Genomic DNA, 26,491 nt, shown 5'->3' on the forward strand with positions numbered 1-26,491 from the left:
GCGATAAACCGAAAGCTCCGGAAGAGCTTATATGCTGCTACTCAATCTGAAGCACGGCCATGAACGCTTCCTGCGGCACCTCGACGCTGCCGACCTGCTTCATGCGCTTCTTGCCTTCCTTCTGCTTCTCCAGCAGCTTCCGCTTACGCGAGATATCGCCGCCGTAGCATTTGGCTAATACGTTCTTACGCATGGCCTTAACGGTCTCACGCGCAACCACCTTCGTGCCGACGGATGCCTGAATTGGCACCTCGAACATCTGGCGCGGGATAATGCCGCGCAGCTTCTCACAGATGACCCGGCCGCGGTTGTAGGCGCGGTCGCGGTGAACGATGAAGGACAGTGCATCGACCTGCTCATTGTTCAGCAGGATATCCATCTTCACGAGATTGGACTGGCGGTAACCGGAGATCTCGTAATCGTAGGATGCATAACCCTTCGTGCCGGATTTCAGTTGGTCGAAGAAGTCGTAGACGATCTCGGATAACGGAATCTCGTACGTAATGGTTACACGGTTGCTGTCCAGATACTCCATGTTGACGAATTCACCGCGTTTGTTCTGGCACAGCTCCATCACGGTACCCACGAAGTCGTTAGGCACAATAATTCCCGCTTTGACATACGGCTCTTCGATGAAGTCAATCGTCCCGATCTCCGGATAGTGCGACGGATTGTCGATCTGGATGGTCTCCCCGTTAGTCAGCTTAATACGGTAAATAACGCTCGGCGCGGTAGTAATCAGCGGCAGATTGAACTCGCGTTCGATCCGCTCCTGAATAATCTCCATATGCAGCAGTCCCAGGAAGCCGCAGCGGAAGCCAAAGCCCAGGGCGCTGGAGCTCTCTGGCTCGAAGCTCAGGGAAGCATCGTTCAGCTGCAGTTTCTCCAGCGCTTCACGGAGATCATTATAATCGGAAGTCTCAATCGGATAGAGACCGCAATAGACCATCGGATTAATCCGGCGGTAGCCCGGCAGCGGTTCAGGCGTCGGATTCTTGGCATCCGTCACCGTATCCCCGACACGGGTGTCGCCTACATGCTTGATCCCGGCCACAATGAAGCCAACATCGCCAATGTTCAGCTCCGGCACAATGGTCATGCGCGGCATGAAGGCTCCAACCTCGATAACCTCAAAGGTTTTGTCGGTGGCCATCATTTTAATCTTGGAACCGGCACGGATACTGCCGTCCATTACACGGACATAGACGATAACGCCCTTGTACGGGTCATAATGGGAGTCGAAGATCAGCGCCTTGAGCGGTTCTTCCGAGCTGCCTGTCGGCGCCGGAACCTGCTTCACTACCTGCTCCAGAATCTCCTTGATGCCGATGCCTGCCTTGGCGGAAGCCAGCACGGCTTCACTGGCATCCAGCCCGATGACATCTTCAATCTCCTGCTTCACGCGTTCAGCGTCAGCATTAGGAAGATCGATTTTGTTGAGCACCGGAAGAATCTCCAAATTGTTATCAAGCGCCAGATACACGTTAGCCAGCGTCTGGGCCTCGATCCCCTGCGCCGCATCCACCACCAGCAGTGCGCCTTCGCAGGCCGCCAGACTGCGGGATACCTCATAGGTGAAATCGACATGCCCCGGTGTGTCAATCAGATTCAGATAATACTCCTGTCCGTCATCGGCACGGTACGTCAGACGTACGGCCTGCAGCTTGATGGTGATGCCGCGCTCGCGCTCCAGATCCATCTGATCCAGAACCTGCTCCTGCATTTCACGCGAAGTGAGCGCACCCGTATACTCCAGAATGCGGTCAGCCAGTGTCGATTTGCCATGGTCTATATGTGCAATAATCGAGAAATTGCGAATTTGTTGTTGTCGTTTCTGAACGTCAGTCATTCCTTACCCCCACAGACAGCCTAATGTTAATCCACTTATTATAACAGTACGGGCTTCGCCCATCAATCCCGCCAGCCGCCGGAAAAGAAAGAAAACGCCTGGACCCTCTACAATCGCAGGCGGAATCCTGCAAAAAAACACACAAACGGCTGCGGACTTCCATCATCCGCAGCCGTTTGTGCCTTAAACCTCATTACAGCCCGGGAAATTCCGGGCTATTCCTACTCACTCCTCCGAGGAGTCGAAGAGGGAGACCACCCAGCGGATGCCCTTCTGCGAAGCCTGCTGAAGCAGGCCAGCAGTCTTATCGGCCAGCACATCCACCGTGGGCTTCTGCTCCTCCGGGATCAGAATCTGCTCGGGACTGAGCGCAGAGTAGTCCTTCACCTCCTGCTGCGGAAGGCTGCCTGTACCGCCAGACGTCTGCGCCTGTGTACCTGCAACCTGCTGCTGCATGGGCAGCATGGTGTAAGCGCCCGTTACCGGATCAATAGTCACGGGTACGTATACATAAGCCTGGCCGCCCGGGGCCGTACTGGCAGCCGGAACGTACGCTGTCCCGGCCCTACCATTCTGTCCAGCCGGAAGCTGACTGCCAGCTGCGCTGCTCCCGGCTGGCTTACTCCAGTCCGGCAGTATACCGGAGACTCCCGAACCGCCGCCGCCGAACTGCAGGCCGACCAGCAGCCCCACGCCTGCCCATATTCCGAACATTACCAGCTTTTTACCGAACCGTGTCATAATCCCCGCTCCTTTTCAGCTATAATCCGTTCAGGAACCTGTTGATGTCTCTGCCCCGGTACCTCCAGACTGCGTACTGCCCTGATCTGGAGCAGCCGCCTTCTCGGCATCCCGGCTGCTCCAATACACATCAGCAATCGCATCTGCCAGAAGTTCTGCCGTCCGCTTCAGCTCCTCGGCGCTATTGTCAATTCCGCCTACCTCAATCAGCACACTGTTCGGGGACAACGTCTGGTTATATTCCCCATTATTCCCGTTTCCGGACGATTTCCCCCATATCCCGCGTGAAATTCCAGGATAATTTTTCTCCAGCAGCTGATGGATTTTATTGGCGAAGGCCTCGTTTTGCTTCCAGTTTTTATTCGCATGCCCCAAAATAAAATATACCTGGGCATAATTTTTCCCGTTAATCACAGCCGTTGTTTTGCCGTGCCGCTGTGAATCGCGGTGGATATCAATCAGCTCACTCATCTTCTGATTGGAGGCCATGGCCGATTTCACAGTCATACGTGAATATTTATAAGAGAAGTTCCAGTTGTAGCCCGGCACCTCTGTAGCATAGTCCTCCTGGGCATGGACCGTTCCGATCCCGCGTTCTTCCAGTCTCTTGGCAATATAGGAGCCTACCAGCATGACATTCTTGGAAGGAACGGCCGAGCTGGGGTTGTCGCTCTGTGCGCCCATCAGCGGATTATATGCCTCCCGCGGATGGGAATGATAGACGAGAATACGCTTGACCGAAGTATCTCCCGTGCCGTTCTCGGCATCTCCGCTTCCGGAGTAACCCTCGTCAGGTTCTGTACCGGACGGGTCCGGAATAGGCGAAGCCTCGGGCTGTACCACGCCTTCCCCCGGATTGTCATGGCCATTACCAGTCTCTGTACCGTTCCCTGAATCTGGGAGGGCTCCAGGATCGCCCCCTGCATCGGGGTTTTCCCCAGTGGCCAGTTCATCGCCCCCCGGATGATAGTCCGCCGGCGCTCCTGTACTTCCTCCTGAGCCTTGCCGCAGCAGGAAGGGATCATCGGCAGCAAGTCCTGGCATCTCACGCGAGACCAGACTCTTGGGATCACCTGGATCAACACTGGTAAGCAGCCGGAATACGAACGAGGTCACCTTGTCCCCGGAGAAGGCTGAAGGCTCCTCGCCCTTCGGCAGATGGGGAACCTCCATGCCCAGCAGCTCCATGAAGAATCCGCTGGAGAGCGAAGCCGCCAGACCTTTCATAGAAGGAATGGGCGAAGAATTCAGCTTCTGCCCGGCCAATCCGCCGGCTCCAAGCAGCATGAATAACACAAGCGAACCTCCGGCCAGCAGCAGCATCGTCCTTCCCAGCGACAGAATATCCATCAGCCGTCCGCGCAGCCGCCCTATATTCCATAGCTGAAACCATTTTCTGTTCATGATTGTTATGTCCTCCTCTAAGCCCTCTGTAATCTCTCATACTCCAAATCTATGAGCGGAAGGGTTATGCTAGAACCACAGAATGAGAGATAGCAGGGAGCATAGATAGAGAGGTGAAGCGGCGGAATGTACAAAAAGCCCGCAACCCGTTCTGCGTTATAGCAGACGGTGCGGGCCAGGTGATAAGTGACAGATCAGTGAGTGTAAGCTCCGACATTGCCCGGATCTACCGCTTCATGCAGGGCGGCATTCAGTCCGCTTGCCACAATGTTCGCGATCTCTTCAATGAATTCATCGATCTCTTTGGGGGTCACAATCAGGTCATGGCCCAGCGGCTCAAGCACTTCCTTCACCAGGGCTAGACGCTCCTGCTCAGAGATATCGTCAAGGAGACCCATAATCTCCTTGGTATGAGCGCCCCCGTCAGCCATTTGCCCGAAATGGGTCCGCATCATCTCCAGCACATTATTGACGATAGTGGAGGCATAGCAGACTGTAGGGACGCCGATGGCGATGCAAGGTACACCGAGCACCTCCTTGGTCAGCCCTCTGCGTTTGTTCCCGATCCCTGAGCCGGGATGAATGCCGATGTCAGCAATCTGGATGGTGGTATTGATTCTCTCCAGTGAACGGGAGGCCAGCGCATCAATAGCTATAATGACATCCGGGCTGGTGCGGTCCACAATCCCCTGCACAACTTCGCTGGATTCAATCCCCGTCAGGCCGAGCACTCCGGGAGCAATAGCACTGACATTCCGGTAACCGGGCGAGATCTGGTCGGGCACCAGCTCATAGAACTGGCGGGTAATCAGCGCATTCTCAACGACTAGCGGGCCGAGCGAGTCGGGCGTCACATTCCAGTTGCCCAGTCCCACGATAAGGACCTTGGAATCGCGGTCAATGCCGATTTTATCCAGGAAGTGCTCGAATTCCCGGGCAAACACTGTAGAGACCTTCTGCTGCAGCCCAGTGTCCCCGCCGCGCAGCCCAGGCACCTCCAGGGTCACGTAATTACCGATAGCCCGTCCAATCGCCTGAGAGCCGGCAAGGTCTGCTACAGCAAGTCTCGTGACCTTGATGCCGTCCGCTTCTTCTACTTCCTCATTGACACCCGGGATAGGCATATTGGCGTGCTGCTCTGCCATTTCCTTCGCTTCCACCGCCAAGTCCGTACGTACCGAATACAGCTGAAGATCCAGTTCCATTCTTAGTTCAGCCTCCTTTTGCATATTGCTGATAGTGTGCGAGAGAAAGCCGCCGTTTATACAAACCGCACTAAGGGAATTCTAAAGCTTTTTATCTTGCTTTTTACCACCCTTCATGCTAAACTATTTTAAGTTGTGAATCATTTGTTGATTTCGAATGTCTTTCAGGAGGTGAATGCAATGCCAAATATCAAATCCGCGGTAAAACGCGTCAAGACGATCGAGAAACGCCGTGCACTGAACGCTTCCCAGAAGTCCGCGCTTCGTACAGCTGTGAAAACTGCTGATGTAGCAGTGACTGGTACGGAAGTTGAAGTAGCTCAGGCTGCTTTCCAAGCGGCTTCCAAAAAGCTGGACAAGGCTGTAACTAAAGGCCTGGTTCATAAAAATGCGGCTGCCCGCAAAAAATCCCGCTTGGCTAAGAAATTGAACGCTCTCAAGGCTCAAGCCTAAGCCAAGGGCGACAATCATAACGAGCATTGAAGAACCTGACCGCTATGCTGCATACGGTTAGGTTTTTTTATGCTTGTTAGCTTCATTCATTGAATTCCGCTGTACAATCAAAGAGCCTGTCCATCCGTGTGTATCACACGGATGGACAGGCTCTTTGATTCGTTCCATGAGATGCCGCTCTATTCAGGCTCCGAGGCGCAGCATGAACATCTCCAGCCCCAGCACCTTATCGACAGCTCCCGTCTTCATCTGATAGTCCAGATCCGCCAGAATACTCAGGATCTGCCGCAGCCGCTGGCTTCCGAACTTATGAGCCTGCTCTCCGGCCAGCTTCACTGCATACGGATGCAGTCCGAGCTGGGAGGCAATCTGTCCCTGCGAATAGCTCAGGGCTGACAAATCCTTGACCTGCAGGATGATTCTGAACTGCCGGGCAATCAGCGAAGCGATCTTGATCGGCTCCTCCCGCTGCTTAAGCAGCTCATAGAGCGTATTCAGCGCCTTGTCCAGGCGCAGATTCGCAATATCCTCCACCAGCGTGAAGATATTCTGCTCGGTCCCCCGGTGGACCAGACTCTCCACCGCTGCCGCATCCACCCGCCCGCCTGTACCGGCGAAAAGGCACAGCTTGTCCATCTCCGCCGTCAGACCCTGGAGTCCGGTTCCGCTGCTTGCAATCAGAGCCTCTGCCGTCCCCGGCGCAAGAGAGCAGCCGCGTTCGCGGAAGCCCTTCTCCACCCAGCGCAGCAGCTCCTCCGCACCCAAGGGATTGAAGGCCAGTACGGTGCCGGAGGCTTTGATGCTTTTGACGATTTTTTTACGTTCATCCAGCTTATCGCCGTTCACCATAAATACAATCACGCTGAATTCGGCAGGGTGCTGCATATATTCACTTAGCATCTCCACGTTATGTTCCAGCTTCGCCTTCTCCTTGCCTGCCGTGAACAGAGCCGCATCCCGCACCAGCAGGAGCTTGCGTTCTACCATGAACGGAACCGTCTCCGCCTCTTCAATGACCGCCTGAACCGGAGTTTCGGACAGATCGAACGGGATCACCGCGAAATCGCGGTCTTCTTTGGCTATCAGGTGTTCCTCCAGCATGGCCGCGAATTCATTCATCCGGAACTTCTCACTGCCGTACAGCAGGTACAGCGGGGAGACCTTTCCTTGCTTGATGTCTTTGGCCGCCGTTTTGGCATCCATCCTGCCACTTCCTTTTTTATTTTCTTGAGTGATACATTCGTACATTTTATCAAAAAAACGGCTCAAAACATAGGCATGTTTATCACTGTATTCTGCCCCGGGAACGCAAGCAAAAACGGAGCAACCTCGGCAGCCAGGGCCAAAGTTACTCCGTTTCAGCGGCGCATCTATATAAACGACGGAGGGAGCAGTTCTAGAAACTCTCCCGGCCGCCGGTCATACCGATGATACTCGCAAAGCCTGTAATTCATGTCCTCTTGCCTTAGCATATTCCGCAGGCTAGAAGAAGGTTCCGGTTATTTATCGGACGTTGCCGCGTCCGGGGTGATAGCCGGGCTGGGGACTGCTGAAGCAGAAGCCGCAGGAGAAGGGGTTGGCGCCGAAGAGTTGGCAGGAGCCGGAGAAGCGGATGGAGCAGGTGTTGCGCCCTCTGCCGGAATCGTGTATACCTTCGTCGTCTGCGTACCGTCCTCAAGCTGTAGCACATAGGTGAACTGGCTGCCGTCTTCCGACCACACACCGGAGACCCAGTTACCTTCTATAGGAAGAGAGGTCAACGCAGTCCGTTCTCCCGCACCCTCTGCGGGCGAGCTGTAAATCACAACCTCTTGGCCTGTCAGCTCAGCCGTATGCTGCCCGTCCGGTGAAGTCCACGAGGACTCTGCAACCATCAGCGTCATGGCTCCTGCCTCGTTAGCGTCTGGAGTAGGCGCTATCCGTGCATCCCCCGCAGCCGCTTTATCGTCCGCTATATTCTCTTGTGTTGGCGCACCCGACTGCGTGCCTTGGGGTTCCGCCGACCGGCTATCCGCTTTCTTGGTGCTCTTGGGGCGGTCCGCCGGCGGTGCAGTAGCGACGCGGTTGCTGAGCGGAGCTTCGCTTACCGCAGGCACCTTGTCTGAAGCCGTACCGCCGCCAGCTGCGGACGGCTGATCAGCACCCTCACTGGAAGCAGGCGGTGCAGATTTCAAATTAACGTCCGCATTTTCACCCGGCGCGTTCTGGTCCGTCTTTCGATGCTCACTGCTGCCGCCGCTATTATTCTGTCCATCCGCTTGCAGCGTGTCCGCACTACTCTCCGTACTCATGCTGGAGTTCGCCGCCCCATTGCTCATTAACTTGGATGACATATCCATATCTGCACCTGGCAGGCTCTTCGGCATATTGAATACGGCGATAAGCAGAATCACAGCTGCCGCCGCAGCACCAATGCCTGTCCGCGCAGCCAGTGAAGGGCCTTTGGACTTCTTGCCCCGGTTATTCGAACGGGAGAAAGGAATCACCTTCGGATCTTCCGGCTCCATTACAGCAGGCTCTTCCGTGATACCACGGTCCAGTTGTTCAAGCTGAGGCAGGATAGAGTCAACCAGACTGAAGGGGGGCTTCACATCGGGAAGCTGCTCCAGCTGCTGGGAGAGCAGCGTCAGCCGGTCCAAGACTTCCGCGCAGGAAGGACAATCGTCGATATGACGGAACATTTCAAGCATTTCTTCCTGACTGAGATCATGATCTAAATAGCGGTGCATCCATTCCATCACCTCCGCGCACTTCATCCTGACACACCACCTTTCTGATACTCCTGAAGTCTATTCTGCAGCTGCTGCCGCGCCCGGAACAGGTACGATTTCACCGTGTTCAGAGGCAGATCCAGACAGTCTGCAATCTCGTTGTAAGAAAAATCCTGTAAATAGCGGAGCACGATTACCGTCCGGTGATGCTCCGGAAGCTGGTCGATGGCCTCACGGATATCCTCCGCCAGATAACCCGACATCACTTCGCGCTCTACGTTATGTTTTTTATCCTGGAACACCATTTCGTGTTCATCGATAGAAACGGTAGGCTTCGTTCTCCGGAATTTGTCTATACATATGTTGGTTACTATTCGCTGAACCCATGTTTTGAACTGCGCCTTCTCCTCATAGGAGCCGATCTTGGTGTACACCCGGATCAACGCTTCCTGGGAGGCATCCAGAGCATCCTGTTCATTATGCAGAATGTAGAAGGCCGTCTTATATACATGCCCTTCAATTTCTCGCAATAGGGTGATTAGAGCGTCGCGATCGCCCGCTTGAGCGGCTCTGATGAGTCCCTGCTCCACCACGAAGGTTCCCCCTCTCTATGCAATCTTACTGACGCGCAAGACTGCGAATTTGTTGCAAGCCTGTAATGATTATTTTATAGTCCACAATCCCTACTAAGCATACAAGGGATGCAGCAATCATTCAAATACTCTTTTTAATGTATATAATGTAGTTGCGCACACCAGGAGCACCGCATAATTCTCCCTGGAAGCATCATCAAGCACATATACTTCTCCCTGCTCAAAAAGTTGCGGATGATTATAGTTACGATACAGCTTATAAATAGCTCCCGCTGTCACCCTGCAGCCGTGGACTGCAGTCCTAATCTCCACATAATCGGCTTCTTCCACTACCAGTGTCGGGTACAGCTTGCTGCGAAGATCGTCGCCAGTCATGGCATCACCTTTCAGGTATACTTCTCAATATCCGCAGGCGCTTAGGGCACTCTGCTTCTATTATAAGTATTGCCCCGAACGGCAGCAATTCCATCATTTAGGCTCATCTAACGGTCAACAAAAAAATGCCCTGCCCCATAGAGGCAAGACATTCCTGTGTACATATATTTTACTGACCCTGAATCTCCTTGAACTTCGCTACATACTGTGCAGCCAGCTCTGTGATCTGGTCATAGCGGCCTTCCTTGGCCGGTGCGGTCAGGTTGCCGCCGATGCCGACAGCGATGCAGCCGTTCTTGATCCATTTTTCCATATTGTTCAGATCCACGCCGCCGGTAGGCATAATGTTCACATGCGGCATCGGCCCCTTAACCGCCTTGACATAGTCCGGTCCGAACGCACTGCCAGGGAACAGCTTCAGCACATCCACGCCCAGCTTCAGGGCCTCCTTCATCTCATTCAGCGTCATGCAGCCTGGCATATAAGGAATGCCGTACAGATTACACATCTTGGCGGTATCCTCTTCAAAAGAAGGACTGACCACAAATTCCGAACCCGCCAGAATAGCAATTCTTGCCGTCAGCGGGTCAAGCACGGTACCGGCACCAATCACGGCGCGGCCCCCGTATTCTTCCACCAAGCGCTTGATTGCTACTTCGGCTCCCGGAGTCGTGAAGGTAACTTCAATATTATTCAGTCCGCCCTCGATACAAGCCACCGACATGGCATAAGCATCATCGGCATTATCCGCACGGATAACAGCTACTACGCCAACAGAGGTGATATTCTGCAATACTTTGATTTTCTTCATGGTTGTTACTTCCTCTCTGGTTATATTCCACTTAAGAATATTTATTTAGATAAACTAATTTATCTATTTTACTAACATCAGGCTTTATCCTTCTAAGAAAATAGTAATAACATTGCCGCCAACAGTCAATATATATTTATTTAGGAAGCGGTAACAATCCTTCGAAAATCGACTAAAACGCTTATGTATCAAGGATAAACGAATCTACCCGCCTGCTTTCTGTACAAAATAAGACCGCATATTGAGCATTGCTATATTGTACAAAACCGTTTTATGTGATAATTTCAACTTATATTCTATCCCGAATCATAATAACGAGTTCATTTTAGGAGGAACTATTCATGAATAAACAGCTGGATGCAGTCACCTTCGGGGAGCCGATGGCCATGTTCTACGCCAATGAAGCCGGCCCCCTGCATGAGGTCACTTCCTTCTCCAAGGCGCTGGCAGGTGCGGAGAGCAATGTAGCCACCGGATTATCACGCCTGGAGCATCTGACCGGTTATGTGACCAAGCTGGGCGAAGACAACTTCGGCCAGTTCATCACCTCGGCGCTGAATAAGGAGAAGATCGATACCGCGAGCATCACAACGACCAAGGAATTCTCTACAGGTATGCTGATCAAATCCAAGGTACTGACCGGAGATCCCAAGGTGGAATATTTCCGCAAAAATTCCGCCGCCTCCAAGCTGAGCCTCGCCGACTTTAATGAAGATTACTTCGCTTCCGCAGGCCATCTGCATGTGACCAGCATCTCTTCCGCACTCTCGGCTTCGTGTCACGAGTTCTCGCTGCATGCCATGGAGTTCATGAAGCAGCGCGGCAAGACTGTATCGCTCGATCCGAATCTGCGCCCGACCCTGTGGCCGGACACTGAAACTATGGTCAATACTATTAACGACCTGGCTACCCGCTGCGACTGGTTCCTGCCCGGACACGGAGAAGGCAAAATCCTCACCGGTCTTGAGACTCCGGAGGAGATTGCCGGCTACTATCTGGAGCGCGGCGTATCCCTTGTAGTGATCAAGCTCGGTCCTGAGGGCGCTTACTACAAGACCTCCGCTGGTGAAGAGGGTTATGTGGACGGCTTCAAGGTCGAGCAGGTTGTGGATACGGTCGGTGCCGGAGACGGCTTCGCGGTTGGGGTGATCAGCGCCATGCTGGAGAAGCTCAGCGTAGCAGAAGCCGTGAAGCGCGGTAATGCGATCGGCGCACTCGCCGTGATGTCGCCTGGCGATATGGACGGACTGCCGACCCGCGACGCGCTGGAAGCCTTCATGAGCACGGGCGTTAAGAAATAAACAGGCTTCCCGTAAGAGTATGACTGTAACAGAAACTGCAATTGCAAAAAGGTGTCCCAGAAGCCGGTCGGCTTGGGACACCTTTTTGCGCACCATCAGAGATAAGTGTAGTTTGTGCAACTAAAAACAGGGAAATGGAAGGCTTTTCTCTTTTAACTGTAGTCTGTACAACTACATTTGCCCGGATGGGCGAAAATCCAGGTTCAGAGGCATTTTAATTGCACGAAATACAGCTAAACAGAGATTCGGCGGCACATGCGGCGATTTAGTTGTACGGATTGCAATTAAGCCTCCATCTTGCACCTGTTACCAACTTCTGCTCTTACATTTGAGTAGCTGATTGTATTTCATACAGTGGAATGTTGTGTTGTGGGTGAAAAATAGCCTTTGTTCAACATTCAATTGTACCGAATACAATAGATTCTATTTCGAAGCCTTTTTTACAGCATTCCATTGTACTAAATGCAGTTGCTATTCCAGCTTAGCCGGAGGCTGCACTGAATCGCCCTGCTGCAAGGAAGGCGGGAATCTGTAGGTGATAGGTATCGCGCTATCCTTATCGTTGATCAATGAGAGCATAATCTTCGCTGCCTGCATTCCCATCTCGTAGGCGGGCTGGCGGATCGTTGTAATATCAGGATTATAGATTCGGGCGAATTCCGCATCGTCAATGCCGATCACTGACAATTGGCCGGGGATGGAGATGGCGTTGCGGTTCGCATATTTAAGAATCTCGCCCAGCACCAGATCATTGGCGGCAAGCAGCGCTGTCGGCGGCTGGGGCAACTGCAGCAGTTCGTCCAGTGCGGAAGCGATATCTTCGCGCGACACACTGCGCATATACGAACCCTGCAGCGGCAGACCTGCTTCCTCCATCGCTTTTTTGTAACCGCTCATTCGCTCTTTACGCGGGGTAATCGCATGTACGCCAAGCGGCAGGGATAGGATAGCAATCGCTTCATGGCCGTGGCCGGTCAGCTCCCGGATGGCGGTCTTCACCGCCATTTCATTATCCAGCAGCAGGCTCTGGGTCGTAATGCCGTCAACCAGCCGATCCATGAAGACCAGGGGATATTCCGCTTCAATTAGTCGGGTGTAAGGCGCAGGCTGATCTCCCGCCGGGAAAATAATCAGGCCATCCACCTGACGGGCGACCAGCGTCTCCACATAGGTATTCTCCTTGTCTGCATTCTCATCAGAGTTGCAGATAATCACCTGGATGCCGTGGCGCTGCAGCTCATTCTCAATGGCCCGGATGCACTGAATGGACAGCGAATAATCTATATTGGCCACAATTATACCAACCATATGCGTGCGGTTCTGCTTGAGGCTGCGGGCAAGCCCGTTGGGCTGGTAGTTCAGCTCATCGATGACCTCGGCAATGCGGTTTTTGGTCGCCTCACTCATATACTTGAACCGTTTATTCAAAAATTGCGAGACTGTGCTTTTCGATACGCCCGCTTTCTGGGCCACATCCTCAATAGTCAGCTTCTTCATTGATCCCGCTCCACTCTTCGATATCGAACTCCAGAAGTAAACACAAACCAAGTTTACTTAGAGAGATTATCAAAAAGTATAGCTTTTTTTTAGTAAATTATCTATATGATTAGATTGAAAATACGAAATAACTCACCCGGTTAAGACGCATTCGCACTACAATAAGGGCCTTGCAGTCCGCAAGGGACATAGATAACAGGCAAATGATCATTTTTCTATTGAGGAGGCATCAATTTTCTCACCGTATTCCTCATACCACCAGTCGTAGAACCACTGTTCGCCCGTCTTCATGTCAACCTCTGTACTCCGCTTCTCTCCGTTAACTTCGTAATGGACAATGGTCACATGATCTTTAGAATCAAGGGTAAGCTCTCCATAATGGAGCTTGGAGGGTCTCTCTACATTTTCTGTAGTGATTTCAGCCGAAAGTACCTGAGCACTGCCAGTTGCAATATCATACAGCTTATTATGCTGTGTATAACCGCCTCTTCCATCATCCGTATAATATACAACCAAAAACTCTGCTTTTTCGGGATTAACAGCCATAAATGATTTATAGACTTCATACACTTCATCTGAGATTAGTAGCTCTCGGGGAACAGGAATCTTACCCGCTCCTGCCTGTCTGACATCCATCACATACAGCTTGGACCCTGACCTTTTCGCATTCTCTCCAATAGTAAAGCTGCCGCTGGAAAATAAAAGATAATCTCCTGCTCCAAATAAACCTCCCAGTGACAAATATGACTGTGCGCCTCCAGCGTATAAAGGAAAGACATACAACCGCTGTGCTGAATCCTTAGATAGCTCTGCATGTCCTTTTGGAGTCAGATAAAGAGTATACGGCTCTGTATTATGTGTGTATTTAGGCTTAAGATAGTCAACCACCGGCGGCGGAGGCGACCAGACAATTCCAGCAGAAGTCTCAACAGCCATCGCAGCAGCCTTATTGCGGTCTAGTGGAAGAGGCATATAGTACTTAAGACCGCCTAATTCAAACTCTGCCGATATCTCGTATAGGCCCAGTCCTTGCGGCGATGCTGATGAAGCTGCGTTCTGCGTAGTCGAAGGAGACGCCGACGGCGTAAACACAGCCGCTCCCGATCCAGGCTTAAAGACCGCTGCCAGCCTTCCTGCCGGATCAAGCCCGGCCCCTGGGCTAAACGGCCAGACCAGCGCGCCAAGCAGCAGGATGGCCGCCAGTCCGCCGAAGGCGGCCATACGGCTGAAGCGGCGGCGGCTTGTACGATTGGAGGATTCATGGGCAGCCTCTTCAATCTGCGCCATAAGCTGTGGCGTGAATCCCGGTTCTGCAAGCGGGTTCCGCCCGGCTTGCTTATACCAGTCCTTCTCCCCGCTCATCACCTTCACTTGCTCATGCTCTTGTCTTGTCTTCACAGGTCTTCCTCCTTCATCGCTGCTCTCACTTTCATTCTGGCCCGTCCGAGTCTGGATTTGACGGTCCCCTGCGCAATTCCAAGCAGCGCGGACAGCTCAGCGACCGACAGATCCTGCTGAATGTCCAGCACCAGCACCTCCCGGTATTTGTCCGGCAGCTCCATAATGATCTCCCAGATGCGGTTCGCGTACTGATTGCCGATAGCCTCTTGCTCTGCGGACAAAGTGCCTCCCTTATCCTGATGGTTGCCCAGCGGAGTGAACCTCCGCCAGAAGCTATTGCGCCGTAAGCTGAACGCGGTGTTGCGGGTAATGGTGAGCAGCCAGGTTTTCAGAGTGGACTGTCCCCGGTACTTGCTCATGTTCTTGTAGGCCTTGAGGAATACCTCCTGGCTGATATCGTTCGCCTGCTCCCGGCTGCGGGTTAAGAAAAAAGCATAATTCCATACATCCGGTCCATAAGTCTCCATCATCTCGCGCAGCGATACCGATGAGGCACAGGTCATGCTATACGTTAGTTCTTTACTCTGCATGTTCTCTCCCCTCTCCCCTAATAAGACTCCTGCGGACAAAAACGGTTCCCTGTTTATGTATATTTTTAATTAAAACGCTACCAAAATTCACCGAGCCTTCCCCTTCTCCAAATGCCCCATCTGGACCATTCCCCAGCCCCGCAAATTGCTTAAAAAAAATACTAATTAATTATAAGAGAATAGAATGCAGGCGGGGCGTGGGATTGGCGATTTAGAGAGGCATTTGGGGCGGCTGTGAGAGCTTGTTCACCGCTTGACTTTTCAATATATGGTATATAAAATGATTAAGCATTACTAAATATAGTGTATATAAGAGCTAAGCCCATAAATCTAGTAAAACCGCTATTGTTCATTTGTCAAGTAAAATGGGCTACATGTTATAGGAGGTTAGGAGCCATGTTGATTGCTTACGATTCCAAGACCGGCAACGTTAGAAGATTCATTAATAAATTGAAGCTTCCGGCGGTTCAAATCGAAGAGCATATGACGATCGACGAGCCTTATGTGCTTGTTACATACACCACCGGATTTGGACAGATTCCAGCGAAGGTGGCTACGTTCCTTGAGCATAACCATTCCAGACTCAAGGGTATTGCCGCGAGCGGCAACAAAAACTGGGGTGAGCTATACGCGCATAGCGCAGATCTGATTGCACAGCGTTACAACGTACCGGTGGTCGGCAAGTTTGAATTGTCGGGAACCTTCGGGGACGTACAGCGCATAAAACAGGAGGTGGACCGGGTTGCGGCATATTGAATTGAACAACATGTTGATGAAGAGAGACGAAAGCGGCTTTTTCCAATTGGATAAGGACCAGGAGGCAGTAGCCGAGTTCATGCAGGAAGTGGAGCGGCGCAGCCTGACCTTCACGGATACCAAGGCCAAGATTGATTATATGATTGCCAATGACTACTACGAGGACCTGTACGACCGCTACTCCGCTGCTGAGATGGAGGATGTCTACCGGATCGCCCATGAATATAATTTCCGCTTCCCTTCTTATATGGCGGCTTCCAAGTTCTATACCGACTATGCCGTCAAAACCAATGACCGTAAGCAGTACCTGGAGCATTATCCGGACCGCGTAGCCGTAGTGGCTCTGCATCTGGGACGGGGCAACGTAGAGACTGCCCGCACACTGGCCCGCTCGATGATGGAACAGCGCCTGCAGCCGGCGACACCAACCTTCCTCAATGCCGGTAAAAGCCGCCGCGGCGAGATGGTCTCCTGCTTCCTGCTGGAAATGGATGACTCACTCAATTCGATCAACTATGTGCTGAACACCTGCATGCAGCTGTCAAAAATCGGGGGCGGCGTTGCCGTCAATCTGTCCAAGCTGCGCTCGCGCGGCGAGACCATTAAGGGTGTCGAGGATGCGGCCAAAGGCATCATGCCTGTCCTGAAGCTCATGGAAGACGGCTTCTCCTATGCAGACCAGATGGGCCAGCGTAAGGGTTCGGGTGCGGCTTATTATAATATTTTTGGCTGGGATGTACTGGAGTTCCTGGATAGCAAAAAGATTAACGCCGACGAACGGACACGCCTGAAGACGTTGTCTATTGGCCTGATCGTGCCTAACCGCTTCTACAAGCTGGCGCAGGATAATCAGCCGCTGCATGTGTTCGCTCCTTACACAGTCTATCAGGCGTATGGTACGCACCTGGATGACATGGATCTGGACGTCATGTATGACACCCTGCTCGCTGATCCGCGCGTGAAGAAAAAAATCGCCATGAGCGCACGCGACATGCTGACCAAGATCGCCATGATCCAGCTTGAATCGGGCTATCCCTATATTATGAACAAGAGCAATGCCAACGCTGCTCACGCCCTGCGGAATGTGGGTCAGATTAAGATGTCTAACCTGTGCACGGAGATTTTCCAATTGCAGGAGACTTCAGAGATTAACGATTACGGACAGCAGGACGAGATCCGCCGCGATATCAGCTGCAACCTGGCTTCCCTCAACATCGTGAACGTGATGGAGCACGGTAAGATCCGTGAATCCGTACATGAGGGCATGCTGGCACTGACGGCTGTCAGCGATATGACAACTGTCTCCAATGCTCCAGGCGTGGCTAAGGCGAACAAGGAAATGCACTCCGTGGGTCTGGGCGTAATGAACCTGCATGGTTATTTTGCCAAGAATAAAGTGGCTTATGAGAGTGAGCAGGCCCGTGATTTCGCACGCACCTTCTTCATGACGATGAACTATCATTCGATTGAGAAAAGTATGGAGATTGCCGCCGAGACAGGCGAAACGTTCTATGGCTTCGAGCAGTCTGACTACGCCAGCGGCGTGTATTTCGACCGTTATCTGACTACAGACTACCGTCCGGTTACGGCAAAAGCGCAGGAGCTGTTCGAGGGCATCACCATTCCTACTACAGAGGATTGGAAAGAGCTGCGTGACAAGGTGATGAAGCACGGCCTGTACCATGCCTACCGTCTGGCGATTGCGCCGACTGCGAGCATCTCGTACATCCAGAATGCTACCTCCAGCGTTATGCCGATCGTGGAGCAGATCGAGACCCGCACTTATGCCAACTCGACTACCTACTATCCGATGCCTTACCTGCGTCCGGACAATGTGTTCTATTATAAATCCGCCTACCAGATGGACCAGTTCAAGGTGATTGATCTGATTGCGGAGATTCAGCCTCATATCGACCAGGGTATCTCAACAGTCCTGCATGTGAACAGTGATGTCACCACCCGTGAGCTGGCCCGTTCTTACCTGTATGCGGCGCACAAAGGGCTGAAATCCCTGTACTACACCCGGACCAACAAATTGTCTGTCGAGGAATGCCTGGCCTGCTCCATCTAAGAGGGGCACAGGTACAGAAAGGGAGAATATACGATTATGAGCGCAATTCAAGCCGTGAACTGGAACCGTCCCGACGACGATTTCTCGCTGATGTTCTGGAACCAGAATATTATGCAGTTCTGGACCGATGATGAAATACCACTATCCGATGACAAAATGTCCTGGCTCACGCTAAGCGAGATCGAGAAGGACTCTTATATGAAGGTGCTGGGCGGATTGACCCTGCTCGATACGATTCAGGGCGGCGTAGGCATGCCGCAAATTATGGAGCATGTGGACGGCTTGCAGCGCAAGGCGGTCCTTGGCTTCATGGGGATGATGGAGCAGATTCATGCGAAGTCGTACAGCAGCATTTTCACCACACTGGCTTCGACTGAGGAGATTGACGGGATTTTCCGCTGGGTGGAGGACAATACGTTCCTGCAGTTCAAGGCCCAGACGATCTCGGAGTATTATCAAAAGATTGAGACCAAGAAAGACCTCTATCTGGCGATGTCCGCCTCGGTCCTACTGGAGAGCTACCTGTTCTATAGCGGCTTCTTCTACCCGCTCTATCTGGCCGGACAGGGCAAAATGACCAGCAGCGGCGAGATCATCGACCTGATCCTGCGCGATGAGAGCATCCACGGCGTCTATGTCGGCGTGCTGGCCCAGGAGATTTTCGAGGAGCTATCCGAAGAAGACCAGAGCGATGTCTACCAGACCCTGGTCGGCCTGCTGCGTCTGCTCCACGCGAACGAGGAGCAATACACCGAGCAGATCTACGCGCCGATAGGTCTGGTAGAGGAAGTGAAGACCTTCCTGCGCTACAACGCTAACAAGGCCATGATGAACCTTGGCCATGACCCGCTGTTCGATGAGGAAGAGATTAACCCGATCGTGCAGAACGGGATCATGACCCACACGAAGCAGCATGACTTCTTCTCGAAGAAGGGGAACGGTTATGTGCGGGCTATGAATGTGGAGCCTTTGCGGGATGAGGACTTCCAGTTTTAAGATAAGCTGAATTTAAAAATCCGGCTCACATCTCAGTCGTCACTACGGAGAATATTTGGACTTCCGGCCGCTGTTGTATACAAATTTCCTTGATTAGACCGCCGTTCGCGGTAGAAATCCAAACCTAGCATATGCTGTAGATAGCGAGCTTTCCTACGTACGGAAAGCTTTCAGGCGGACGCTACCGCTCTTACAGTTCCAAAATTCCCCTCTGATCCTTTTTGCTTTTCGTTATTTTCTTTGATTCAACTTATGTTAGGTTGTTGTATAGTAGAGTAAAGCCCCGGCAGCTTGGACAAGCTGCCGGGGCTTTTTCTGTTAGATGCATCCAAGCTAGTACAGTGTCAGAATTATTATTGTGAATATGACCATTACCGGCTCTTAACGAACCAGTGTCTCATTCTCATAGCAGTCATTGGATGCTGTAGGCGCTGGAACGATAGCAGTTGCATTTTGTACAATGGAATATTGTAAAAAAGCCTTCAAAATAGAATCTATTGTATTCGGTACAATTGAATTTTGAAAAAGGGCCAATTTTCACCCAAAACACAACATTCTACTGTATGAAATACAATAGAATCGCTTTTTACGGTCAGCTATGCGTTTTCTAATGCAGGAAATACAATTACTTACTTGAATGTAGGATTAGAAGTCGGCAAAGGGTGCAATATCAGCCTCTAAAATTGGTTCACTTGCTGAGGGTTGCGTGCCCGGTTAGGGTGTAACCGACTCTACTTATGAGACCATATGAGTATTAGGACGTAGGAGTAGGGATGATCTTTTTACAGGAAAGAGGTGTGCGGAGTGGCTATACATATTCAGGAGTACGGAGACCCGAATGGGGATTATCTGGTGGTCTTCCTGCATGGCGGCGGCGTGAGCGGCTGGATGTGGGAGAAGCAGGTCGCGGCGTTCGACCGTTATCATTGTCTGGTCCCGGATCTGCCGGGGCACGGGTTCAGCCGGGAGGATAAGGAATTCACGATCTGCAGCAGTGCGGAGGAACTTGTATTACTCATAGAGGAGCGGGCTAAGGGACGAAAGATTGTTGTTACCGGATTCTCACTGGGTGCACAGGTGTTGGTTCAGATGCTGGGGATAAGACCGGAGATGATCGATTATGCCATCATCAACAGCGCGTTAGTGCGGCCGATTCCCTCCACCAGCAGGCTGATCGGGCCGGCGGTCAGACTGTCTTTTCCGCTGATTAAGTACAGATGGTTCGCGAAGCTGCAGGCTAAGACGCTCTATCTGGGCGAGGAGTACCTGGAACGGTATGTTGAAGAGAGCCGGCAGATGGAGCTAATGACGCTGATCCGGGTGCTGGAAGAGAATATGTCGTTCCGCATTCCAGCCGGGTTCAGCGAGGCCTCAGGCAAGATACTGGTTACTGTAGGTGAACGTGAGAAATCTGTCATGAAGCAATCCGCCCGGGATCTGGTGGCCGCCAACCCCCGCTCTATGGGCGTGGTGATTCCCCGGATGGGACATGGAGTCCCTCTGGCTAAGCCTGAGCTGTTCAATAAGCTGGTCGAGGCCTGGATTCAGGGCGGGGAGCTGCCCGGGGAATGCAGAAAAATTTGATCCAGGTGCCGCCGAGTGATGATTACTCCACTCCCTAGTTCAGATCCTCCCTGATTTTGTAGCGGACAGCAAAATAACTTAGGAATAGAATCGCCGCAATAGCCACTCCGAACGTGTGAATCAGGTCAGCCGTGCTGCCTAAATCCTTGACACGTACGAGCGTGTTGATCAGCAGATATTGCGTCAGATGAGTGCCCGTGAACTGATTCTCAAGCGCCCCAAGTACCATCCCGATCACATTCAGGGCCAGAATGAAGCCGGCGCTCAAGCTGATGAGCAGGTTCTTAGTCATCATAACAATGCATAGAACAAGCAGGGAGAACGCCCAGTGCAGCAGGAATTGGCTGGCCAACAGAGTAATGAGCATGCCCAGTTCTCCCAGATCCGTCGGACCCATAAACAACCTCCTGCCGATCCCGTCTGCAATTAGCAGGGTCAGGAACAGTATCGTAATGAATAGGGCGAGAATCGCCATTTTGGAGAAGACAGAGTGGATTCTTGCCTGCCGCATGGAAACATAATTCTTATGGAATCCGGAATTCCATTCGCTCATATAGAAGTAGATCGTGAACACCGCAATATAGATCAGCATCCATGAAGGCGGCTGGGAGATGGTGTGCTGGATGAATTCGCTCTCCGTTAAGCTGCTGAGCATCGGACGGCCCTCCACCGGCTGCTCGTATTGCTTCATCATATAGATGCCGAAGATCTGAAAGGCACAGAACAAGAGCAGCAGCAGGTACATAATCTTGTTCCGCGTGAAGCGGTACAGGTCCATCCGCAACAGGTTAATCATGGCGTTCACCTGCACTTTCCGTGCGTTCCAGGAAATATTGCTCCAGGCTCTGCTTATGTCTTGAGATGGAATCTACCATTATCCCATGCTGCGCCAGTTCCTGGACGATCTGCCGGATGCTGATATGCTCGTCGTATACATACACCGTGCGGCTGTCCACCACTTTATATTGTGTAATCTTCAGCTCGCGTTCCAGCACCGGGAGAGTCTCCCGCGCTTCCTCCACGCTAATCTCGATCCGTTCCTCACAGCGCTGCTGTAATTGTTCCTTGGAGATCACCTCGGCGAATTCTCCCTGATGGATGATGGCATACTTGGTGGCGATTTTGGAGAGTTCCTCCAGTATATGGCTGGAGATCAGAATCGTCAGACCCGCTGCGTTCAGCTCCAGGATGAGCTCCCTAATCTCTACAATCCCCTGCGGATCAAGCCCGTTAATCGGCTCATCCAGAATCAGCACATCGGGACTTCCGAGCAGAGCCACCGCGATTCCCAGCCGCTGCTTCATACCCATGGAGTAGCTTTTAACTTTGGCGGTATTCTTAGGGTCCAGTCCTACGAGCCGCAGTAATTTCTCTATCGTGGTATCCCTGTCACTTAGACCATATGCGATGGCGAGCAGCTTCAGGTTCTCATAGGCCGAGACGTTCGGATATAACCCGGGCTGCTCAATCAGCACCCCCATCCGCTCAAAAAAAGACTGGCCCCCCGCCGCCGCACGGTTGAAGAAATGCAGCTCTCCCGAGGTTGGATACACCTGTCCGCTGATCATTTTGAGCAGGGTAGATTTGCCCGCACCGTTCTTCCCGATGATGCCGACAATCTCTCCTCTGTAAATTTTGAGATTGGCATTCCGCACTGCTGCTTTCGAGTGGTACATCTTGGTCAGTCCGCATAGTTCAATGATGCAATCTGTCATATCTGCCACCTCCTTACCCTAAGTTAACAGGATGAAGACTAATAGTTCGCCAACAAAAGGTTAAGAAAGTTCAAAGTTCATCATGGACTCAGCCGGAAGCCGATGCCCCAGACCGTATCAATATAGGCTTCGCTGTCGTGCGCCTTGATTTTATTGCGGATATTGCTGACATGTACCGTTATCGTCTTGTCCTCGCCCAGATAGATCTCCTCCCAGGCCAGCTCATAGAGATCCTGCTTCGTGAACACGCGGGAGGGATTCCTGACCAGCAGCTCGACAATTCTGAATTCCTGGCGGGTCAGTGAAAGCTCAGTTCCATGAATCCTGACACTGTAGGCCGTGCAGTCCAGCACCAGATTTTTATGCCTGAACTCCTTCAGCGGCTCACCGGCAGCCGTCCGCTGGATATGGACATGGATGCGGGCAATCACCTCCTCCAGCTCAAAAGGCTTGGTCACATAATCATCAGCGCCCAGCGAGAACAGATCCAGCTTATGATCCAGCTGATCCTTGGCCGAGAGAACAATTACCGGAATCCGGCACTTCAGCTCCTCACGCAAACGGTGCATGAACGCCTCGCCGGACAGTCCGGGCAGCATCAGGTCCAGGACAATCAGATGATATTCCTGCTCCGCCAGATTCAGCATCCCTTCACTGCCTGAATAGGACTGGGTGCACTGGTACCCTGCGGCGGTAAGCCCGTCATACAGAATTGCGTTAATATGCTCGTCATCCTCAACGATGAGAATGATCCGGCGGTGCCCGTTATCCTTGAGATGGGTACTCACGGCTATGCTCCTCCCCCCTTTTTGAGAATCCGATCAATATACTGAAGGTATCCGCTGTACACCCGGCCTCTGCATGCCCGTTCATTTTCTCCATCAGCGCTTTCACAATCGAGAGTCCAAGACCTGAGGAATGCCGGGTACGCGCCGGATCTTCTTTGTAAAAGCGGGTAAATATCTGCTCCGTATCCACTCTTCTACCTGCCTTAAGATGATTAGTGAAGCGCATACACAGCATATCTTGCCTGTCTTCAACCTCTAGGGTCAACGGACCTTTGCCGTGGATGAAATAGTTGCCGACGATATTGGTAAAGATTCGTTCCAGCGCATGGATATCCCCCATCACCCGGGGAGAATTCTCCGGCAGCTGAAGCTCAGGCTCATTCCCGGACCGGGTGAAATCATCAATGAACGTGAACAGATTCCGCTTCAGCACCTCCATAACGTCCACCGGCTGCAGCTCCAGGCTGTATTCGGGATTCTGCAGCTTGGTATAAAGGAACAGCTCATCCACCAGCTTGATAATCTGCTGTATTCTCGACTGGGCAAGCGCTACGTACCGCCCCTTCTCCTGCTCCGCCTCTGTCCGCAGCGCCAATTGAAGGTAACCATCCAGCGATGTAAGCGGCGTCCGGATATCATGCGACAGACTGGTAATCGCCAGATTCATCTCCTGATTCTTGCGGCTGAACTGTTCTCCCATCGCCCGCTGGCGGCTTAACAGGTTATTGCACTCCCGCACCAGCCTGCCGATCTCCCTCGGCTTCAACTGGGTAGCTACCAGCTTACGGGATTCATGCTCCATGATAAAAGACAGCTGGCTGCTGATCTGACTGACCTGTCTCCGGTAATTCAGCAGGTAGATCGTCTGGCCGATCAGCAGCAGCAGGAGTCCTGCCAGAACAATAAGGATACGATCAACTCCCCTCATATGATTTTATTATATACGATTACAGGTACAGAGTCTTAGTGCGGGACGGGGGTGGGGGTGAGCTTGTAGCATATGGTGATGCCCTCCTTGTCCACTCTGAGCTGAATCTCCCCCTGCTGATCCGTCCGGTAGATGCTTGTTCCCATATCGGCCAGTCGCTCCAGCACGGTCCCATGCGGATGTCCGTAAAGGTTATTCACACCGGCTGAGATGACAGCTGCTGTGGGGTTCCAGAAGGCCAGCCAGTCTGCACTGGTGGCTGTTTTGCTGCCGTGGTGGGAGACTTTGAGGACGTCGATGAGACTGCCTTGCTTAATACCGGATTGATTTGCGGAATGTAAGATTGTTTCCTCTGCCGCCTGGTCCATATCTCCTGTGAAAAGAAAGCTCCGCCCGTTCATCTCCAGCCGGAATACCACCGATTCGTGGTTCTGGTCCTCCACTTCCTCCGGCAGGGTATGTCCATCCGCTCGCGGCTCCGGCCAGAGGAAGTCCAGCCGCGTGGCCTCGTCCAGGGCCAGCATCTTGCCCTGCTGCACCGGATACAGCCGGACACCCGCGTCCAGCGCTGTCGCCATCAGCTTGGTATACGGCTCCGTGTCAGCCAATGTTCCGTTGAACAGCAGCGCCGATACCGGCATCCCTTCCAGCACCGCCTGGAGCCCTCCGGCATGGTCCTGATCGCCATGCGTCAGAATAACCGCGTCCAGCCGGTGGATGCCCCGTTGCTTCAGGAGCGGCAGCAGCGTCTTCGCCCCAACCTCGAACGGGCTGCGGCGGATGCGCCATTCCTCCCGGTTGCTGAAGCTCACGGTCCCGCCGCCGTCCACGAGGATATGTGCTCCGCCCGGCGTGGTGATCAGGATGCTGTCCCCCTGACCTATATCCAGGTAGCTGATGGAACCGGAGCCATCGCTTATAACCTCGGCGTTATAGCCTTTGTAGAGCAGAATGCTCAGGCCTATAGCGCACAGTATGGCTGCGGAATTGCTCCAGCGTGATAGGCCTGATTGAGGATAGGCTTGAAAGGTGAGCTCGGCTCTTCCGCTGTTTGCAGCCCCTGCCGAATTCAGAACGTTATTGCGGCCAGCTCTGCCACGGATGTTACCTCGCGGTTCCGGCCTCTCCAGCTCCGCCAGCGGACGGGTCTCATCGTCCATGAACTGGGGAACCAGCTTCGCCTCTGTCTGCCGCTTCAAGGCGTATAGCAAACCGTATAGCAGACCGTAGTAGAGGCAGATCCACAGGATTGACGGCGAAGCCCAGATCAGTATCCCGGCGGTGAACCCGTTCACCCACTCCACTGCCGCAAAAGTGATATTATTCAGTATCTCCGCAAGCTGCGCGGTCAGGAGTGCGGCTGCATTCCAAACCCTCCCAAGGAGCAGCGCCAGTGTTCCCAAAGGCAGCACCAAGAAGGTGATGAAGGGAACCAGCAGCAGATTGGCCGCAACGGACAACAGCGAGAATTGGTTGAAGTAATAAATCGTCAGTGGAAACGAGACCAGTTGAGCAATAATCGTTACCGAGAGGCTGCTGCCCAGCCAGCCCGGTAACCGCCTGAATAGGGGCGCAGCGAGCGGTGTATACACCATGAGTCCTGCCGTCACCAGAAAAGACAGCTGAAAGCTGACACTAAGCAGCAAATAAGGATTCCAGACCAGCATCATCAGAGCGGATGCAGCCAGAATATTCAGCCCATCCTTGAGCATGCCCAGTCTTGCCGCCAGCAGGGCAATCATGCTCATGATCCCGGCGCGGATCACGGACGGCCCGGCCCCGGACAGCAGCACATAGACCGGAACCAGCAGCAGAGTCACCGTCAGTGCGGTTTCTCTGGTTAAGCGGCAGCGGCGCAGCAGAACCAGGATTACTCCGACGTACACCGCTACATGCATCCCCGAAATGGCCAGGATGTGAGTGAGCCCGAGCTGCGAGAACTGTCTGAAGGTCTCCGGGTCCAGTTCCTTTTGGATGCCGATGACAAGGCCCTTCATATAACCCGCATGAGGCTCCTGAAATAAGCGGCTCATTTCTGCACCGAGCACTGATCTTGCCTTATCATTCCAGCGCAGAATAGTGGATGGCTCCCACGAGACTTGAGGGTTAACCTTTACACTGGCGGTACCTGTTCCTTTGAGCAGCCAGTGTATCTTTTGGGTGAGCAGATAGGCACGGTAGTCGAATCCGCCGAAGTTGCGCGCTATCTGGGGCTGGATCAATTCCCCCTCAATGACCACCCGGTCTCCCCGCTGCCACAAGGCTGCCTCTGCTATCTCACTTTCCTCCTGGAGCTTGATCTGTACAGTTACACGTTCACCTTCAGGGTCACTCCCCACTGCTCCCGCTGCGGCAGACTGTTCCCCTTGCTGATGCAGACTGATCCCGGACAGCTTCACGACAAAATCAACCCGGTCCCCGTCCCGCTCCACCGGAGAAGCGATAACGCCTGCGGCTGTTATATATGCTTCATTCAGTTCGCTCACCGGGTGCCCCAGCACCTCAGGCAGCAGACTCACATTGCGTACCTCACTATATTCCCAGTATAGGGCTGCCAGGATCAGTGCTGTCACCAACACCGCAGCCTTCCTCCAGCGTATTCCGCCGCTCACCGCCCAGACTACAGGCAGCAACAATAGCCCTGCGAGGCAGAATAGCAGACTGCGGCCAGAGAACATACAACCTGCGGCACTTCCCGCCACCCAGCAAACCGTGAAGCTTAAGAGAGGCCTCCTGTTCATGATCATCTCTCCTTCCTAATTAGCTCTAGACGCCAAAGAAC

The 26,491-nt window shown here is 52.8% G+C and carries 23 protein-coding genes; 6 read left to right on the forward strand and 17 right to left on the reverse strand.

Annotated features, from left to right (window positions below; genetic code table 11):
* Window positions 1–37: 37 nt before the first annotated feature.
* The 4 genes from lepA to gpr form a co-directional block, all read right to left on the reverse strand.
* Window positions 38–1,849 (reverse strand): translation elongation factor 4, encoded by a 1,812-nt coding sequence (gene lepA, locus MKZ07_RS15390; protein ID WP_036690450.1) that lies wholly within the window; start codon window positions 1,847–1,849, stop codon window positions 38–40.
* Window positions 1,850–2,074: 225 nt separating this feature from the next.
* Entirely contained in the window at window positions 2,075–2,590 is a 516-nt protein-coding gene (locus MKZ07_RS15395; RefSeq protein ID WP_341026416.1) for a hypothetical protein, read from the reverse strand.
* 30 nt (window positions 2,591–2,620) lie between these two features.
* Window positions 2,621–3,994 carry a stage II sporulation protein P gene (locus MKZ07_RS15400; protein ID WP_341026417.1) on the reverse strand — a complete coding sequence of 458 codons (1,374 nt, stop codon included), beginning with the start codon at window positions 3,992–3,994 and terminating at the stop codon, window positions 2,621–2,623.
* 194 nt (window positions 3,995–4,188) lie between these two features.
* Complete coding sequence (gene gpr / locus MKZ07_RS15405; protein WP_341026418.1) at window positions 4,189–5,199, reverse strand: GPR endopeptidase; 1,011 nt, start codon at window positions 5,197–5,199, stop codon at window positions 4,189–4,191.
* A 180-nt stretch (window positions 5,200–5,379) separates the two neighbouring features.
* Between gpr and rpsT the strand changes: the two genes are divergently transcribed.
* Window positions 5,380–5,652: a 30S ribosomal protein S20 gene (rpsT, locus tag MKZ07_RS15410; protein ID WP_036690458.1), complete on the forward strand. Its 273-nt coding sequence runs from the start codon at window positions 5,380–5,382 to the stop codon at window positions 5,650–5,652.
* Window positions 5,653–5,835: 183 nt separating this feature from the next.
* Here rpsT and holA read toward each other — a convergent pair whose 3' ends face one another.
* The 5 genes from holA to MKZ07_RS15435 form a co-directional block, all read right to left on the reverse strand.
* Window positions 5,836–6,855, reverse strand: coding sequence for a DNA polymerase III subunit delta (gene holA, locus MKZ07_RS15415; protein ID WP_341026419.1), 1,020 nt, complete (start codon window positions 6,853–6,855; stop codon window positions 5,836–5,838).
* A 296-nt stretch (window positions 6,856–7,151) separates the two neighbouring features.
* Window positions 7,152–8,408 (reverse strand): anti-sigma factor family protein, encoded by a 1,257-nt coding sequence (locus MKZ07_RS15420; protein ID WP_341026421.1) that lies wholly within the window; start codon window positions 8,406–8,408, stop codon window positions 7,152–7,154.
* Entirely contained in the window at window positions 8,405–8,956 is a 552-nt protein-coding gene (locus MKZ07_RS15425; RefSeq protein WP_036690462.1) for an RNA polymerase sigma factor, read from the reverse strand. Before MKZ07_RS15425 ends, MKZ07_RS15420 begins: the two co-directional genes overlap by 4 nt.
* Before the next feature lie 117 nt (window positions 8,957–9,073).
* Window positions 9,074–9,331 (reverse strand): hypothetical protein, encoded by a 258-nt coding sequence (locus MKZ07_RS15430; protein ID WP_076154193.1) that lies wholly within the window; start codon window positions 9,329–9,331, stop codon window positions 9,074–9,076.
* 169 nt (window positions 9,332–9,500) lie between these two features.
* Complete coding sequence (locus MKZ07_RS15435; RefSeq protein ID WP_036690465.1) at window positions 9,501–10,142, reverse strand: bifunctional 2-keto-4-hydroxyglutarate aldolase/2-keto-3-deoxy-6-phosphogluconate aldolase; 642 nt, start codon at window positions 10,140–10,142, stop codon at window positions 9,501–9,503.
* 341 nt (window positions 10,143–10,483) lie between these two features.
* Between MKZ07_RS15435 and MKZ07_RS15440 the strand changes: the two genes are divergently transcribed.
* On the forward strand, window positions 10,484–11,443 hold the full coding sequence (locus MKZ07_RS15440) for a sugar kinase (RefSeq protein WP_341026422.1): 960 nt from the start codon (window positions 10,484–10,486) through the stop codon (window positions 11,441–11,443).
* Between the two features lie 471 nt (window positions 11,444–11,914).
* Here MKZ07_RS15440 and MKZ07_RS15445 read toward each other — a convergent pair whose 3' ends face one another.
* The 3 genes from MKZ07_RS15445 to MKZ07_RS15455 all read right to left on the reverse strand — a co-directional run bounded on the left by MKZ07_RS15445 (window position 11,915) and on the right by MKZ07_RS15455 (window position 14,871).
* Window positions 11,915–12,940, reverse strand: a complete 1,026-nt coding sequence (locus MKZ07_RS15445) for a LacI family DNA-binding transcriptional regulator (protein WP_341026424.1) — start codon at window positions 12,938–12,940, stop codon at window positions 11,915–11,917.
* A gap of 207 nt (window positions 12,941–13,147) precedes the next feature.
* Window positions 13,148–14,338: a hypothetical protein gene (locus MKZ07_RS15450; protein WP_341026426.1), complete on the reverse strand. Its 1,191-nt coding sequence runs from the start codon at window positions 14,336–14,338 to the stop codon at window positions 13,148–13,150.
* Complete coding sequence (locus MKZ07_RS15455) at window positions 14,335–14,871, reverse strand: RNA polymerase sigma factor (RefSeq protein WP_341026427.1); 537 nt, start codon at window positions 14,869–14,871, stop codon at window positions 14,335–14,337. Before MKZ07_RS15455 ends, MKZ07_RS15450 begins: the two co-directional genes overlap by 4 nt.
* 396 nt (window positions 14,872–15,267) lie before the next feature.
* Between MKZ07_RS15455 and nrdI the strand changes: the two genes are divergently transcribed.
* From nrdI to MKZ07_RS15475, 4 genes are all read left to right on the forward strand, one after another.
* Window positions 15,268–15,627: a class Ib ribonucleoside-diphosphate reductase assembly flavoprotein NrdI gene (gene nrdI, locus MKZ07_RS15460; protein WP_341026429.1), complete on the forward strand. Its 360-nt coding sequence runs from the start codon at window positions 15,268–15,270 to the stop codon at window positions 15,625–15,627.
* Complete coding sequence (nrdE, locus tag MKZ07_RS15465) at window positions 15,614–17,698, forward strand: class 1b ribonucleoside-diphosphate reductase subunit alpha (protein ID WP_341026431.1); 2,085 nt, start codon at window positions 15,614–15,616, stop codon at window positions 17,696–17,698. The genes nrdI and nrdE overlap by 14 nt, the downstream gene beginning before the upstream one ends.
* Window positions 17,699–17,734: 36 nt before the next feature.
* Entirely contained in the window at window positions 17,735–18,694 is a 960-nt protein-coding gene (gene nrdF / locus MKZ07_RS15470) for a class 1b ribonucleoside-diphosphate reductase subunit beta (protein WP_341026433.1), read from the forward strand.
* An 804-nt stretch (window positions 18,695–19,498) separates the two neighbouring features.
* Entirely contained in the window at window positions 19,499–20,278 is a 780-nt protein-coding gene (locus MKZ07_RS15475; RefSeq protein ID WP_036690479.1) for an alpha/beta fold hydrolase, read from the forward strand.
* 34 nt (window positions 20,279–20,312) lie between these two features.
* Here the strand turns inward: MKZ07_RS15475 and MKZ07_RS15480 are convergent, their stop codons facing one another.
* The 5 genes from MKZ07_RS15480 to MKZ07_RS15500 form a co-directional block, all read right to left on the reverse strand.
* Window positions 20,313–21,074 (reverse strand): ABC transporter permease, encoded by a 762-nt coding sequence (locus MKZ07_RS15480; protein ID WP_036690481.1) that lies wholly within the window; start codon window positions 21,072–21,074, stop codon window positions 20,313–20,315.
* Entirely contained in the window at window positions 21,067–21,993 is a 927-nt protein-coding gene (locus MKZ07_RS15485) for an ABC transporter ATP-binding protein (RefSeq protein WP_036690482.1), read from the reverse strand. Before MKZ07_RS15485 ends, MKZ07_RS15480 begins: the two co-directional genes overlap by 8 nt.
* Before the next feature lie 80 nt (window positions 21,994–22,073).
* The gene (locus tag MKZ07_RS15490) at window positions 22,074–22,781 is read right to left on the reverse strand and encodes a response regulator transcription factor (protein ID WP_341026435.1); all 708 of its coding nucleotides are present in this window, start codon (window positions 22,779–22,781) and stop codon (window positions 22,074–22,076) included.
* Window positions 22,759–23,709 carry a sensor histidine kinase gene (locus tag MKZ07_RS15495; protein WP_341026437.1) on the reverse strand — a complete coding sequence of 317 codons (951 nt, stop codon included), beginning with the start codon at window positions 23,707–23,709 and terminating at the stop codon, window positions 22,759–22,761. The genes MKZ07_RS15490 and MKZ07_RS15495 overlap by 23 nt, the downstream gene beginning before the upstream one ends.
* Before the next feature lie 35 nt (window positions 23,710–23,744).
* Entirely contained in the window at window positions 23,745–26,450 is a 2,706-nt protein-coding gene (locus MKZ07_RS15500) for a ComEC/Rec2 family competence protein (protein ID WP_341026438.1), read from the reverse strand.
* Between the last annotated feature and the right edge of the window lie 41 nt (window positions 26,451–26,491).

It is taken from the genome of Paenibacillus sp. FSL P4-0338 (assembly GCF_038002365.1).
In the GTDB taxonomy this organism is placed as follows: Bacteria; Bacillota; Bacilli; order Paenibacillales; family Paenibacillaceae; genus Paenibacillus_AQ.

Coding starts and splice junctions, on each gene's coding strand:
- lepA (WP_036690450.1), bottom strand. CDS start 1,849: ATGACTGACGTTCAGAAACGACAACAACAAATTCGCAATTTCTCGATT.
- MKZ07_RS15395 (WP_341026416.1), bottom strand. CDS start 2,590: ATGACACGGTTCGGTAAAAAGCTGGTAATGTTCGGAATATGGGCAGGC.
- MKZ07_RS15400 (WP_341026417.1), bottom strand. CDS start 3,994: ATGAACAGAAAATGGTTTCAGCTATGGAATATAGGGCGGCTGCGCGGA.
- gpr (WP_341026418.1), bottom strand. CDS start 5,199: ATGGAACTGGATCTTCAGCTGTATTCGGTACGTACGGACTTGGCGGTG.
- rpsT (WP_036690458.1), top strand. CDS start 5,380: ATGCCAAATATCAAATCCGCGGTAAAACGCGTCAAGACGATCGAGAAA.
- holA (WP_341026419.1), bottom strand. CDS start 6,855: ATGGATGCCAAAACGGCGGCCAAAGACATCAAGCAAGGAAAGGTCTCC.
- MKZ07_RS15420 (WP_341026421.1), bottom strand. CDS start 8,408: ATGAAGTGCGCGGAGGTGATGGAATGGATGCACCGCTATTTAGATCAT.
- MKZ07_RS15430 (WP_076154193.1), bottom strand. CDS start 9,331: ATGACTGGCGACGATCTTCGCAGCAAGCTGTACCCGACACTGGTAGTG.
- MKZ07_RS15435 (WP_036690465.1), bottom strand. CDS start 10,142: ATGAAGAAAATCAAAGTATTGCAGAATATCACCTCTGTTGGCGTAGTA.
- MKZ07_RS15440 (WP_341026422.1), top strand. CDS start 10,484: ATGAATAAACAGCTGGATGCAGTCACCTTCGGGGAGCCGATGGCCATG.
- MKZ07_RS15445 (WP_341026424.1), bottom strand. CDS start 12,940: ATGAAGAAGCTGACTATTGAGGATGTGGCCCAGAAAGCGGGCGTATCG.
- MKZ07_RS15455 (WP_341026427.1), bottom strand. CDS start 14,871: ATGCAGAGTAAAGAACTAACGTATAGCATGACCTGTGCCTCATCGGTA.
- nrdI (WP_341026429.1), top strand. CDS start 15,268: ATGTTGATTGCTTACGATTCCAAGACCGGCAACGTTAGAAGATTCATT.
- nrdF (WP_341026433.1), top strand. CDS start 17,735: ATGAGCGCAATTCAAGCCGTGAACTGGAACCGTCCCGACGACGATTTC.
- MKZ07_RS15480 (WP_036690481.1), bottom strand. CDS start 21,074: ATGATTAACCTGTTGCGGATGGACCTGTACCGCTTCACGCGGAACAAG.
- MKZ07_RS15485 (WP_036690482.1), bottom strand. CDS start 21,993: ATGACAGATTGCATCATTGAACTATGCGGACTGACCAAGATGTACCAC.
- MKZ07_RS15495 (WP_341026437.1), bottom strand. CDS start 23,709: ATGAGGGGAGTTGATCGTATCCTTATTGTTCTGGCAGGACTCCTGCTG.
- MKZ07_RS15500 (WP_341026438.1), bottom strand. CDS start 26,450: ATGAACAGGAGGCCTCTCTTAAGCTTCACGGTTTGCTGGGTGGCGGGA.